Source organism: Alphaproteobacteria bacterium (assembly GCA_040216735.1).
Classification (GTDB): Bacteria; Pseudomonadota; Alphaproteobacteria; order SHVP01; family SHVP01; genus CALJDF01.
Map to the genome: position 1 here is coordinate 180,512 of JAVJOO010000002.1, position 13,432 is coordinate 193,943.

12 protein-coding genes are annotated in these 13,432 nt (G+C 62.2%); 6 read left to right on the forward strand and 6 right to left on the reverse strand.

The genetic code is table 11. The features are described from left to right. The first annotated feature begins 26 nt into the window (after positions 1-26). From gpmI to RID42_02050, 6 genes are all read left to right on the forward strand, one after another. Positions 27-1,598: a 2,3-bisphosphoglycerate-independent phosphoglycerate mutase gene (gene gpmI, locus RID42_02025; GenBank protein ID MEQ8246437.1), complete on the forward strand. Its 1,572-nt coding sequence runs from the start codon at positions 27-29 to the stop codon at positions 1,596-1,598. Further along, the gene (locus tag RID42_02030; protein MEQ8246438.1) at positions 1,585-2,778 is read left to right on the forward strand and encodes a peptidoglycan DD-metalloendopeptidase family protein; all 1,194 of its coding nucleotides are present in this window, start codon (positions 1,585-1,587) and stop codon (positions 2,776-2,778) included. The genes gpmI and RID42_02030 overlap by 14 nt, the downstream gene beginning before the upstream one ends. Continuing rightward, on the forward strand, positions 2,775-4,055 hold the full coding sequence (locus tag RID42_02035) for a S41 family peptidase (protein MEQ8246439.1): 1,281 nt from the start codon (positions 2,775-2,777) through the stop codon (positions 4,053-4,055). Before RID42_02030 ends, RID42_02035 begins: the two co-directional genes overlap by 4 nt. A 47-nt stretch (positions 4,056-4,102) precedes the next feature. Further along, a complete protein-coding gene (locus tag RID42_02040) occupies positions 4,103-5,482 on the forward strand; it encodes a divergent polysaccharide deacetylase family protein (GenBank protein MEQ8246440.1) in 1,380 nt (459 codons plus the stop codon). Continuing rightward, complete coding sequence (locus RID42_02045; protein ID MEQ8246441.1) at positions 5,479-5,997, forward strand: RNA pyrophosphohydrolase; 519 nt, start codon at positions 5,479-5,481, stop codon at positions 5,995-5,997. Before RID42_02040 ends, RID42_02045 begins: the two co-directional genes overlap by 4 nt. Positions 5,998-6,067: 70 nt before the next feature. Continuing rightward, on the forward strand, positions 6,068-6,970 hold the full coding sequence (locus RID42_02050; GenBank protein ID MEQ8246442.1) for a DMT family transporter: 903 nt from the start codon (positions 6,068-6,070) through the stop codon (positions 6,968-6,970). A gap of 716 nt (positions 6,971-7,686) precedes the next feature. Here the strand turns inward: RID42_02050 and RID42_02055 are convergent. The 6 genes from RID42_02055 to RID42_02080 form a co-directional block, all read right to left on the reverse strand. Continuing rightward, complete coding sequence (locus tag RID42_02055; GenBank protein MEQ8246443.1) at positions 7,687-8,499, reverse strand: ferritin-like domain-containing protein; 813 nt, start codon at positions 8,497-8,499, stop codon at positions 7,687-7,689. Between the two features lie 78 nt (positions 8,500-8,577). Then, complete coding sequence (locus RID42_02060; GenBank protein ID MEQ8246444.1) at positions 8,578-8,979, reverse strand: F0F1 ATP synthase subunit epsilon; 402 nt, start codon at positions 8,977-8,979, stop codon at positions 8,578-8,580. A 9-nt stretch (positions 8,980-8,988) separates the two neighbouring features. Next, complete coding sequence (gene atpD, locus RID42_02065; protein ID MEQ8246445.1) at positions 8,989-10,413, reverse strand: F0F1 ATP synthase subunit beta; 1,425 nt, start codon at positions 10,411-10,413, stop codon at positions 8,989-8,991. A gap of 23 nt (positions 10,414-10,436) precedes the next feature. Next, positions 10,437-11,321, reverse strand: a complete 885-nt coding sequence (locus tag RID42_02070) for a F0F1 ATP synthase subunit gamma (protein MEQ8246446.1) — start codon at positions 11,319-11,321, stop codon at positions 10,437-10,439. A gap of 11 nt (positions 11,322-11,332) precedes the next feature. Beyond that, positions 11,333-12,862, reverse strand: a complete 1,530-nt coding sequence (atpA, locus tag RID42_02075) for a F0F1 ATP synthase subunit alpha (protein ID MEQ8246447.1) — start codon at positions 12,860-12,862, stop codon at positions 11,333-11,335. Beyond that, on the reverse strand, positions 12,862-13,407 hold the full coding sequence (locus tag RID42_02080) for a F0F1 ATP synthase subunit delta (protein ID MEQ8246448.1): 546 nt from the start codon (positions 13,405-13,407) through the stop codon (positions 12,862-12,864). The genes atpA and RID42_02080 overlap by 1 nt, the downstream gene beginning before the upstream one ends. Positions 13,408-13,432: the final 25 nt, after the last annotated feature.

A 13,432-nucleotide genomic window follows, 5' to 3' on the forward strand; every position in this document is an offset into this window, starting at 1 on the left:
ATCGCTTCAGAATCGTCGCGCCGCCCATGGAAAACCGCCCTCGCCCCGTTGTTTTATGCATCCTCGACGGCTGGGGCTACAGTGAAGAGCGCGCGGGAAATGCAATCGCCCTTGCCGCGACCCCCGTCTATGACCGGTTGCTGGCGGAAAACCCCTGGGCCCTCCTCAAGACCTCGGCGGGCGATGTCGGTCTGCCCGACGAACAGATGGGCAACTCGGAGGTTGGCCATACCAACCTCGGTGCCGGGCGCGTCGTGCTTCAGGATCTTCCGCGAATCGATGCGGCGGTCGCCGACGGGACGCTGGCAACGAACACGACACTCGCCACTGTGGCCGACCGTTGTCGCAGCAACACCGGTCGATGTCACCTGTTAGGACTCGTTTCTCCGGGAGGCGTTCACGCGCACCAAAAACACATCGCGGCGCTCGCCAAGGTGCTGTCGCAGGCTGGACTAAAAGTCGATATCCACGCGATTGTCGATGGACGCGACACGCCGCCGAAAAGTGCCGCGGGCTATCTCGATACGCTCGCGCGCGATATCGCCGATTGCGACAACGTGCGCATCGCAACGGTCAGCGGTCGGTATTACGCCATGGACCGCGACAACCGGTGGGACCGCGTAAGCCGCGCCTACCGGGCGCTTGTCGCAGCCGACGCACCGCGCGCGCCAGACGCCGCATCGGTGATTGAGGGCGCTTACCAGGGGGGGATCACCGATGAATTCGTGGTCCCCACCGTGTTGGGGGACTATGCCGGGATGCGCGACGGCGATGCGCTCGTCGTGGCAAACTTCCGCGCCGACCGCGTTCGCCAGATCTTGAGCGCCTTTCTTTTTGACGAGTTCACCGCGTTCGAACGGGGGTCTCGCGTTCAGTTCTCCGCCGTGGCCGGCCTGACGTCCTATTCGAGCGACCTAGACCGGGTCATGGATCAACTGTTTCCGCCCTTGGAAATAAAGGACACGTTGGGCGAAATCGTTGCCCGCGCCGGGCTCGCACAGCTCCGCATCGCCGAAACCGAAAAATACGCCCACGTAACCTTCTTCTTTAACGGCGGCGAAGAGAAGGTGTTTGCCGGCGAGGAACGGATACTGGTGCCCTCGCCAAACGTTGCGACCTACGATCTAAAGCCCGAGATGTCGGCGCCTGAGGTCACCGACAAACTCGTCGCCGCGATCGAATCTAGGAAGTTCGACTTAATTGTCTGCAACTATGCAAATGCGGACATGGTGGGGCACACCGGCATGTTGGCGCCCGCCATTGCGGCGATCGAGGCAGTCGACACATGCCTCGGCAGGGTCGAGGCGGCGACGAAGGCCACGGGGGGCGTTCTTCTTGTTACTGCCGACCATGGCAACGCAGAGAAAATGAGCGATGCCGACGGCGGCGCCCACACTGCGCATACCACCGACGACGTACCGCTGATTGTCGCCAATGCGCCGTCCATCGGCCATGTCGCGGCCGGTCGGTTGGCCGACGTTGCGCCAACGATTCTTGCGATCATGGGTTTGCCCCAGCCGGAGACGATGTCCGGTGTCTCTCTTGCGCATACTGCGCGGCGTCCTGCGGCGGCCGACAAAGCGCGTGCCACGGCGTAACCTTCTTCATCTCTTGGCGGTGGCGAGCGCCATCGCAGTCTTGTCTGTGGGGAGCGTCGACGCCCAACGGGCCGACGACCCGCCCGAAAACAAACTCCGCGAGGTCGAGCGGGCGATCGAGGCCGGACGCACCCGCAGCCAAGAACTCGACCGCGAGGCCGCGCGGATCGAAGACGAACTGCAGCAGTTGCAGCGCACGCTCGTGGAGAGTGCGCGGCGCGCGCAATCCCAGGAAGAAACGGTAACGGAACTGGAGACCCGTCTCGGCTCCTACCGCGTCGAAGAACGGGCGCTCCTAACCTCGCTGAATGACCGACGCGCGGCCATCGACAAGACCCTCGGCGCCCTGCAACGGATCGGCCGCACCCCGCCTGCCACGCTGCTTGCCGGGCCGAACAACGTTGCGGACGCTCTGCGCACGTCGGTCCTGCTGTCGGCGATCGTCCCGGCGCTCACGGCGCAAGCCGAGACCTTTCGCTCCGAACTGGCCGCCCTGCGACAAATCAGAACTGAAATCACCCGCCGACGGGCCAATCTCGATAACGCGGTGAACCGGCTTCGGCGCGAGCAAGTGGCGCTAGACCGCTTGATCGCCCGCAAAGCCAGGTTGCGTACCCAAACCCTTGCCGAAAGCCAGGAGGAGCGCCAACAAATTGCGGCACTTTCGGCGAGCGCCAACGACCTAAAGGGACTGATCGACCGTCTCGAGCGGCGGCCATCGGCGACGCCCCAGCGACTGGCCCTGCGCCCGCCCCCGGCCGCGACCCCCTTTTCCAGCGCCCGGGGAAGCCTGGCACTACCGGCAAGGGGCCGGATTGTCACACGTTTTGGTGAACGCAGCGCCGTCGGCCTACGTTCCCAAGGGATTCTTGTCGAGACACGCCCGGATGCGCAGGTCGTTGCGCCCTACGATGGACAAATCGTGTTCGCAGGCGCGTTTCGGCGCTATGGCGAACTCTTGATCATCGCGCATGGCGAGGGATATCATACGCTCCTCGCTGGATTTGCCAGCATTGATGGGACTGTTGGCCAATGGCTGCTTGCTGGCGAACCGGTCGGCAAGATGGGTCCGCAGGATAGCCAAAGAAAGCCCGAACTCTATATCGAGCTGCGCCAGGATGGCGAACCGATTAACCCGATCCCTTGGTTGGCGACCACAGAAACAAAGGTTAGTGGATGATGCGTAATGCCCTTGCCGTTCTCGGCGTTTCGGTTCTCCTTGCGGTGTCGACACCGAACTTTGTCGGCGCTCAATCGAATTCGGAGACCTATCGCCAGCTCGATCTTTTCGGCGAAGTTTTCAATCGGGTTCGCGCCGATTACGTCGACGAGGTCGACGACGAAAAGCTAATCGAAGCGGCGGTCAACGGGATGCTCCAGGCGCTCGACCCGCATTCGGGTTTCTTGAACGCCAAAAATTTTCGCGAGATGCAGGTACAAACCCGCGGTGAATTCGGCGGGTTGGGCATCGAAGTGACCATGGAGAACGGTTACGTCAAAGTTATTTCGCCGATCGACGGCACCCCGGCAGAACGGGCCGGCATTCTGACCGGAGATCTCGTCACCCATATAGGCGGCGAAGCGGTGCAAGGACTGACCCTTTCCCAGGCCGTCGAGAAGATGCGAGGCCCGGTCAACACCGACATTTTGTTAACGGTCGTTCGCGCCGGAGTCGACGCGCCGTTCGACGTGACACTGACGCGCGAAGTGATCCGCATCGCGTCCGTCCGCTCGCGGATCGAGGGCAATATCGCATACCTCCGGATCACCACATTCAGCGAACAAACTGTTGCGGGTCTTGAGAAAGAGATACGGGATATCAAGAAAGAGCTGGGGGAGAACATGGCGGGTATCGTGCTCGACCTGCGCGGTAATCCCGGCGGTTTGCTCGACCAGGCCGTCAAGGTGTCCGATGCCTTCCTTGAGCAAGGCGAGATCGTCTCCACCCGCGGGCGCCAGACCGGTGATGCCCAACGGTTCAACGCCAAGTCCGGCGACGTGATCGATGGGCTGCCGATGGTCGTGCTGATCAACGGCGGCTCGGCTTCCGCGTCTGAAATCGTCGCCGGCGCGCTGCAGGACCACGGGCGCGCGGTGGTGCTCGGAACCCAATCCTTTGGCAAGGGGTCCGTACAGACGATTATCCCAATCGCCGGTCACGGCGCGGTGCGCCTGACCACGTCATTGTACTACACCCCATCCGGTCGTTCGATCCAGGCTAAGGGTATCTCTCCCGACATCGTGGTCGACCAAGTTCGCCTCGAGTCCGTCGCTGGACAAGCTGGCGCGCCACGCAGCGAGGCTAATCTGCGCAATCACATCGAAGTCGACGGCAACGAAGAAGACGGCGAACAACCCGTAGCGGCGGTCGACGAACGCCCATTCGACTTCCAGTTGGCGCGGGCGCTAGACCTGTTGCGCGGGATTCAGCTGTTCGCCAAGAAATCCGTCAACTGACGGTGGTCCAGGCAAGGTGGCCTGGACCGATGAGCGCTCGATAGCCCATGGCAAGACGACCGAGGCCCCTCAGAGCCAGCCGACGTCTCGCGGATGACGACGAACGGGAAACGCCGGTCTGGCGGACTGCTCCAGCGCTGGTGGCCTACGGTCTTGTCGGATTGGTGGCGGCGGGGGTCGTCTTCCTTCAGGTAACCTACGTCGCCCCGGCCCCGCAAGCTGAACAGCAAGCCGATAGCCCGACCACGGTATCCCTCGGCCCGCCGGAGGCCGCAAGCGCGGCCCTGCCGCCGGTGGAAACCGATGACGCCGTTTCGGATCCCCATGCCGACACCGGCACGACAGACCATGGCGAATCCAACGAGACGGCCCATACTGCCGCACCTGAGACGCCCCATGCTGCAGCGCCGGCCGATCCGGCCCACGCGCCACCGGCCGCCGAGGCGGCCCACGCACCACCGACCACCGCGGCGGCCCATGCCGCGCCGACAACCGATGCACCGCACGCGGCGACGGCACCGGAACACGTGAATCGAGAAAGCGCTACGCCCGCCACGCCCGAAGTACGGCCCCGAACGGCGGTGCCCAGCGCCGCCCTCCCGGCGTTGCCCCGCAAACTGGTCCTGGCGCCGGCACCCGAACCCGCGCTGCAGGTCGCCGGACGTTTCGGACCGCTGCCGGCGATTGCCGAGGACGGACGGGAACCCTGGCGGGTCTATGCGCGGCCGTTTCCGCAGGCGCGAAACCGACCGCGCATTGCGATTTTGCTGCAGGACCTTGGGTTGAGTCAGGAACAAACCAATGCCGCTATTCAACAACTCCCCGGCAGCGTAACGCTCGGGTTCACCCCCTACGCGCGGCGCCTGGATCAATGGATCGGATTGAGCCGGGCGGCGGGACACGAGGTTCTACTGCAGATCCCGATGGAGCCGTTCGATTTTCCGACCAGCGACCCTGGCCCCCACACCCTTTTGACATCTGCGGGGACCGACGAAAACATGGAACGATTGGAATTTCTCCTCAGCCGTTTCAGCGGCTACGTCGGCGTCTACAATCGGATGGGGGATCGTTTCACGGCGTCCCCCGAAAGTTTGCAGCCGGTACTTCAATCCATCCGCGACCGTGGATTGCTGTTCGTGGACGCCCGCACTTCCGGCACCAGCGTTGCCGGTCGCATCGCCGCGGACCTCAGCCTTCCCCACGCACTCAACAACCGAGAGATCGACCAAGTCGCGTCCCGCGTCGCGATCGATGCCAAGCTTATCGATCTTGAGAACATCGCCCGGCAGCAAGGGCAGGCGATTGGCATCGGGCGGCCCTACCCAGTGACCCTTGAGCGGTTGGCCCAATGGGCTGCCACCCTGGAGGAGAAGGGTATCGACCTCGCGCCCCTATCGGCGTTGGTGGCACAGGACACCCACCGGTGAACGCGCGACCGGCGCCGACCGCCTACCGGCCCTGCGTCGGAATTATGCTGCTCAACCGGCGCGGCAACGTGTTTGTCGCCCAACGAATAGATTCGCCCGGCGACGCCTGGCAAATGCCCCAAGGCGGGATCGATCAGGGAGAGGAACCCGCCGCCGCCGCGATCCGCGAACTGGCCGAGGAAATCGGTACGGACAACGCCGAGATCATCGCCGAGCTCGACGACTGGATTCCCTACGATCTGCCAGACCATCTGGTTGGACGCCTCTGGCGCGGTCGTTACCGTGGGCAGACCCAGAAGTGGTTTGTTATGCGCTTCCTGGGGGACGACAGCGAGATCGACATTGCCACCGAAGAGCCCGAGTTCAATGCGTGGAAATGGGTCGAGATGGCGCACCTGCTCGATCTGGTGGTGCCCTTTAAGCGGCATGTTTACGCCCGACTGATCGAGGCGTTCGGACACCTCGCCACGACCCAAGGCACCCCCAAACCGGAACCGCAAGATTCGGGTCGTTGAACGACCGGCGGCGCTTTAATCTGCGTCCACGATGACCGCGCCGCCTTCCCTCTCTTCGATTGATCAACGCATGGACGGGCGCAGTTGGGCCGGCATTGCAGTGCTGGGCGCGGTCTGGGGCAGTTCGTTCTTTTTCTTCGAGGTCGCGCTCGAAACGCTAGGCCCAGTCTCCGTCGCCTTTGCCCGGGTAGCAATCGCCGCGGTGACCCTCTTCGCGCTTATTCGAATCCTGCGCCAATCGCTGCCCAAGGACTGGCGGTCCTGGCGGGCGTTGGCGGTGATGGGCATTTTGAACAACGCCATCCCGTTCACATTGATCGCTTGGGCGCAGGTGGTGATCGAGGGCGGTCTTGCCTCGATATTGAATGCGACGACGCCGATTTTCTCCGTTGTCTTGGCGGTCTTTGTCGTTCGCCAGGAAACCCTCACCGCCAACCGGCTGATCGGCGTCCTCTTGGGCTTTGTCGGCGTAATCGTCCTCATCGGTCCCGGCGCGCTGTCCTCGCTTGGGGTTTCTGTTGTCAGCCAAAGCCTCGTTCTTCTGGGTGCCCTGTCGTACGCGACTGCGGCGATCTACGCGCGCCGCCACCTCGTGGCCCACCCACCGCTGGTGACATCCTTCGCCCAGGTCGTCACCGCGGCCGCGGTACTCCTGCCGCTCGCCCTCGTTCTCGAGCGACCGTGGGACGCGTCGCCAACGGTCGCGACATGGGGAGCGCTCGTGGCCATCGGCACACTTGGGACCGCGTTTGCCTACCCACTCTATTTTTTTCTGCTGCGGCGCACCGGCGCAACGAATCTGATGTTGGTCACGTTGATCAATCCCGTCACCGCGTTGTTGCTCGGAATCTTCGTTCTAAACGAGGACCCCGGCTGGACGGCCTTTGCCGGGATGGCGCTTATTTTCGCGGGGCTGGCGACGATCGACGGTCGTCTGTTCGAGTACGGGTCGAAACATCGTCCAGCAGCGTGAGGACCTCACCGAGACTTGAGATCGTCGCGTCGGGGCGGATAGTCGCAGGGAGAGGGCGATTTTCGACGTTAAGCCAGACGGCGGCAATACCAGCCGTCTGCGCACCGACCATATCCCAATCCAAATTGTCACCAACCATCCAAGCCGCTGTCGCCTCTACCCCGAGGGCAGAAAGCGCATGATGGAAGATCGCGGGGTCTGGCTTTTCGATCCCCACTTCTTCGGAGATCGTGACGCAGTCGAAGAGCCCGCCAAGATCGAAAGCGCGACAACTTGGCGCGCTGTTCGTCTTTGCCGCCATTCGTTACGAGGCCGGTTTTGAGCCCAAGCGCGCGGCAGGTCTGGAGGAGCGGTACCGTTTCCGGATAGAGCCGATGCCCCGCTCGGCGTTTCTCCGTAAAGCGATCCGCGATTTCGATCGACAGACCTGTATCGTCGATGCCCAAATGCGCGAAGGCATTGGAAACGTTAGCCCGCCGAACCGCCCTCAGATCGTGGCGGTTTTGCGCCGTTGCCCTCGGCCCGGACCAGAATTGCGCAGCCGCGCTCGCAATGGCCTCGGCGACTTCCGCAGAATCCCGAGGATGGAGCGCTTCGCCATAGTCTTTAAGGTGCGCTCGCCACGCGGCCGAGCGGTTGGCATAGGCACTGATCAGGGTGTCGTCGAGATCAAAAAGAAGAGCGGCCGGTCGATCCACTCGCCCGCTCCCGTGCTTTTACGCCGTGGACTGGGAGACCCGGCGTGCCCGCCATTGCAAGACCCGGTACACGATGGAGGCGACTGCACTTTGCCACCAACCTTCCCGGCGCAACCCGAGGGCTTTGAAAGCCATGACCACGCCCTTTTTGACATGGATCGGCCGGTACAATGACAACGCCCGGGCCGCGTAGGCGTCGGTCGCGGATTGACGGTTGTAGGGACCCGGCAAACGGTTTGCAGCGTGGTACGCGTAAGCCAGTTCGTCGTCCGTCGTTTCCAGCGTTCGAACGATCAAGATGCGGACCCTGGCCCAGAAACCAAGCCGTTCCTTGGACATGTAGCGGTCCATGTGGCGCCGAAAGAGGCCATAGTGGCCAAATTCGTCGCGCGCAATGAGATCGCATACTTGACGCAGAACCGGTTCGTCGGAGGCGTCGCGGATCGAGCTATAAAAAGAACTCGTGCCGATCTCGACCATGCAGCGGGACAGGAGCTCCGCCGACCGCGTTCCACGAATCGACTCTTCGGCGTCCAGCGCGAGTGCATAGTTCGCCCGGAAGTCGGCAAACGATGCATCGAAGTCGAAGGTGGGGTCGGCGAGCTGCGCCCATTTTCCCAAGGCGCGGCCATGCTGAATCTCTTCTTCGCCCCATATCCGGGCGGCTTGCTTGAACGGTTCGTCGTCGGAAAAGACATTGCACAGGTAGGCGACATAGTCCGCGCTGCGGTACTCGACCATGCTGGCCGCGCGCACCACCTCAAGCAGCGTGGGATCGACCTTTGAGGGGTCGAAGCGGTCCCAGTCAATGTCCTCAAGTGTCCAGCTCATGCCCATGCCTTTAGCCCCCTGCCGGCATAGCGTTTCCCGCCGATTTTAACGACTTTTCGAGGCGGCGTCAGCAGCGCATTAGGCCACTACGTGGAGCATCTCCTTGAGCGTACCGAGGCGCAAGTCGATCAGGTGGCGCTCAAGGTCCGAACGCGCCTCTTTCACGTCTTCCTCGGCGTCCTTGATCCGCTGTTCCAGGTCGGCGCGCTTGAGATCGGCCACGGGCACGGCCTCTTCCGTCATGACGGCACACCGATCGCCGGTCACCTCGGCGAAACCGCCGTTGACAAAAATACGGCGCGATTCGGCGCCGGCGTTCTGCACCTCGAGGATACCCGGCCGGACGGTCGAAATCATCGGCTGATGCCCCGCCAGGACACCGAAGTCGCCCTCGCCGCCAGGAACGACGACCATGTCGACGTCCTCTGAAATCAGCAGGCGGTCGGGCGAGACCAGTTCGAATGCGATCTTGTCGGCCATGGAACGTGCCTATGCCGCCTCTGCTGCGAGACGCTTTCCTTTTTCGACCGCATCGTCGATCGTCCCGACGAGCAAGAACGCCTGTTCGGGAAGGTCGTCGTGCTTGCCTTCGCAGATTTCCTTGAAGCCGCGCACTGTCTCCTCAAGCGGGACGAGAACGCCCGGCGCGCCGGTGAAGATTTCGGCAACATGGAACGGCTGCGAGAGGAAACGCTGAATCTTACGCGCCCGAGACACGGTGAGCTTGTCCTCCTCGGAAAGCTCGTCCATCCCAAGAATGGCAATGATGTCTTGCAGCGACTTGTAGGTCTGCAAGATGCGCTGCACTTCGCGGGCGACCGAATAATGCTCTTGGCCGAGGATACGGGCATCGAGCATCCGCGAAGTCGAATCGAGCGGATCCACGGCCGGGTAAATGCCGAGTTCCGCAATCTGACGCGACAACGTCGTGGTGGCGTCCAAGTGGGCAAACGATGTCGCCGGCGCGGGGTCGGTGAGATCGTCGGCGGGAACGTAAATCGCTTGAATCGACGTGATCGACCCTTTGTTGGTGGAGGTAATCCGCTCCTGAAGGGCGCCCATGTCGGTGCCCAGCGTCGGCTGATAGCCCACCGCGGAGGGGATGCGGCCCAGCAGCGCCGACATTTCCGAACCCGCCTGGGTGAAACGGAAAATGTTATCGACGAACAAGAGCACGTCCTGGCCCTCTTGATCGCGGAAGTATTCCGCCAACGTCAAACCGGACAGACCGACGCGCGCGCGCGCGCCTGGCGGCTCGTTCATCTGGCCATAAACCAGCGCCACCTTGGAATTGTTGCCTTCGAGGTCGATAATCCCGGAGTCGATCATCTCGTGATAGAGGTCGTTGCCTTCGCGGGTCCGCTCGCCAACGCCGGCGAAAACCGAGTAACCGCCGTGGCCCTTGGCAACGTTGTTGATCAATTCCTGAATCAACACCGTCTTGCCGACACCGGCGCCACCGAACAAGCCGACCTTGCCGCCCTTGGCGTAAGGCGCGAGGAGATCGATAACCTTAATCCCAGTCATCAGAATTTCGGATTCCGTAGACTGATCGACGAAGGGTGGCGCCAGGGCGTGGATCGGCGCCCGTTGTTTCGCGTTGACCGGTCCGCGTTCGTCGATCGGATCGCCCGTCACATTGAGCATCCGGCCCAAGGTTTCCGGCCCGACCGGGACAGTAATCGGCCCTCCGGTATCCTTGACTTCCTGACCGCGTACCAAACCCTCGGTGGTATCCATCGCGAGGGTACGTACGGTTTTCTCACCAAGATGCTGCGCGACCTCGAGGACCAAGCGGTTGCCGTGGTTGTCCGTTTCAAGGGCGTTCAAGATCGCCGGAAGTTCGCCTTCGAACTTGACGTCCACGACCGCACCCAGGACCTGACTAACTTTGCCAACGATATCTGTGGCCATCGGTATTCTCCGTTTCTCGCGTCCTAGAGCGCCTCGGCGCCCGAAATGATTTCGATAAGCTCGCTTGTGATCTGCGCTTGGCGTGAGCGGTTATAGTTCAGCGTCAGGCGGTCGATCATATCGCCCGCATTTCTGGTCGCATTGTCCATCGCCGACATTCTGGCGCCCTGTTCCGAGGCCGCGTTTTCAAGAAGCGCCTGGTAAACCTGTACGCTGAGATTGCGCGGCAAAAGTTCGACCAGGATTTCCTCTTCGTCGGGCTCGTAGTCGTAAATAGCGTCGCCGAGGTCGGGCCCCGCGCTATCGGCTTCGGGCAATGACGCCGGAATGAGTTGGCGGCGCGTCAAGATCTGGGAGATCACCGACTTAAAGGTATTGAAATAGAGCGTGCAGACGTCGAATTCGCCGGCCTCGAACATGTCCAGCACGCGTACCGCAATGGGCTGCGCGTCGGTGAACGCCAAGCGGCGAATACCGGCCAGCTCAATCGTACCGACGATGAGGTCGCCAAAATCGCGGCGCAGGACATCCCGACCCTTGCGGCCGACGCAGAGAATTTTGACGCGCTTTCCTTCGCCCTGGAGCCGACGGATATCGGTCCGGGCGGCCCGCGCGATCGACGAGTTGAACGCGCCGCAAAGACCGCGCTCGCCGGTCGCGACGACCAGCAAATGGGTTTCTTGCTTGCCCGTACCGACCAACAACCGCGGCGCGCCCTCTTGGTCGACCATGCTGGAACCGAGCGATGCGAGCATCCGCTCCATCCGCTCCGCATAGGGACGCGCCGCCTCAACCGAATCCTGCGCCCGGCGCAGCTTCGAGGCCGCAACCATTTGCATGGCGCGCGTGATCTTCTGCGTCGACTTGACGCTATTGATCCGCGTGCGAAGGTCTTTGAGGCTAGCCATTGTTGCGCGTTCTAGGCGAAGGTTTTGGCGAAGCTGTCGAGCACGCCCTTGAGTTTCTCTTCGGTGTCGCTCGACAGGTCGTTCGATTCGCGGATCGCCGCCAAAATACCTTCGTGCTTGGAGCGAATTTCGGTCAACAACTGCTCCTCGAAGGCACCGATTTTGTTAACGGCGACCTTGTCGAGATAGCCGCGGACGCCGGCATAAATCGAAATAACCTGCTCTTCGACCGGCATTGGCGAATACTGGGCTTGTTTGAGCAGTTCAGTGAGCCGTTCGCCGCGCGCGAGAAGCCGTTGCGTCGAGGCGTCGAGATCCGAACCGAACTGCGCGAAGGCTGCCATTTCGCGGTACTGCGCGAGGTCGAGCTTGATACCGCCCGCGACCTTTTTCATCGCCTTGATCTGCGCGGCGGAACCGACGCGACTGACCGAGATACCGACGTTAATGGCCGGTCGAATGCCCTGATAAAACAGGTCCGTTTCAAGGAAGATTTGGCCGTCCGTGATCGAAATCACGTTGGTCGGGATGTAGGCCGACACGTCACTGGCCTGGGTTTCGATCACGGGCAGCGCCGTGAGCGATCCGCCCCCTTCGGCGTCGTTCATCTTGGCGGCGCGCTCTAGCAGGCGCGAATGCAAATAGAACACGTCGCCTGGATAGGCTTCACGGCCCGGCGGGCGGCGCAGGAGGAGCGACATCTGACGATAGGCCGTCGCCTGCTTGGTCAAATCGTCGTAAATGACCAGGGCATGCATGCCGTTGTCGCGGAAGTATTCGCCCATCGTGCAGCCGGCATAGGGCGCCAAGAACTGTAGCGGTGCCGGGTCCGACGCGGTCGCCGACACGACGATGGTGTATTCCATCGCGCCCGCGTCCTCGAGCGTCTTGACCACCTGGGCGACGGTCGAACGCTTTTGGCCGATCACCACATAGATGCAGTAGAGGCGCTTTTTCTCATCGCCCGATTTCCAGTTTTCGCGCTGGTTCAAAATCGTATCGAGGGCGACGGCGGTCTTGCCGGTTTGGCGATCGCCGATAATCAGTTCGCGCTGCCCACGTCCGACCGGCACCAGCGAATCGAGTGCCTTGAGGCCCGTTTGCATCGGTTCGTGAACGGATTTGCGCGGGATGATGCCCGGCGCCTTTTTTTCGACTTCGCGGCGTTCGGTCGCGTCGATATCGCCCTTGCCGTCAATCGGATTGCCCAGCGGGTCGACGACGCGGCCCAGCAGTCCCTTGCCCACCGGGACGTCCACGATGGTATTGGTCCGCTTGACCGTATCGCCTTCTTTGATGCTGCGGTCGTCGCCGAAAATCACGACGCCGACATTGTCGGATTCAAGGTTCAGCGCCATGCCGCGGGTGCCGTCCGGGAATTCGACCATCTCGCCGGCCTGGACGTTGTCGAGCCCGTAGACACGGGCGATACCGTCACCGACGGAAAGGACCTGACCGACCTCCGAGACTTCGGCTTCGCTTCCGAAGTTGGCGATCTGTTGCTTGAGAATTGAAGAGATTTCAGCGGCGCGGATATCCATCAGCCGGCACCTTTCATGGCAAACTTGAGGTTCTGAAGTTTCGTTCGAAGCGAACTATCGATCATGCGGGAGCCGATCCTGACGACCAGCCCACCCAGGAGTGAGGCGTCAACTTTAGTTTCGAGCGTGACCTTGCTCCCAACCGCAGCCTTAAGCTGCGCCGTCAACGACGCCAATTGGTCGTCGGACAGTGGGTGCGCCGAGACAACCTCGCCGGCGATTTCGCCCCGGTGCTGCGCCATTTGCTGCGCGAACCCGCGAACGATGTCCGGCAACGCGAAAAGCCTGCGATTCTGGGCCACGAGGCCAACGAACTTGCGTGTCAGCGGACTCATCTTGGCCTGCTCCATAACGGCTTCCAGTGCGCGCGCCTGCGCAGCGCGCTGGAGTACGGGGCTCCTTACTAAACGCTGCAAATCGGCGCTGTCCGCCAGCATCCGCCCGAGCGACGCCAGATCCTCTGCCACGGCGTCCAGCGCAGATTGGTCACGCGCGAGATCGAACAGCGCGTTGGCGTAGCGTCCGGCGATTCCGGAAACGGTCATATTGTCTGCTGCCAATTGGGACGCC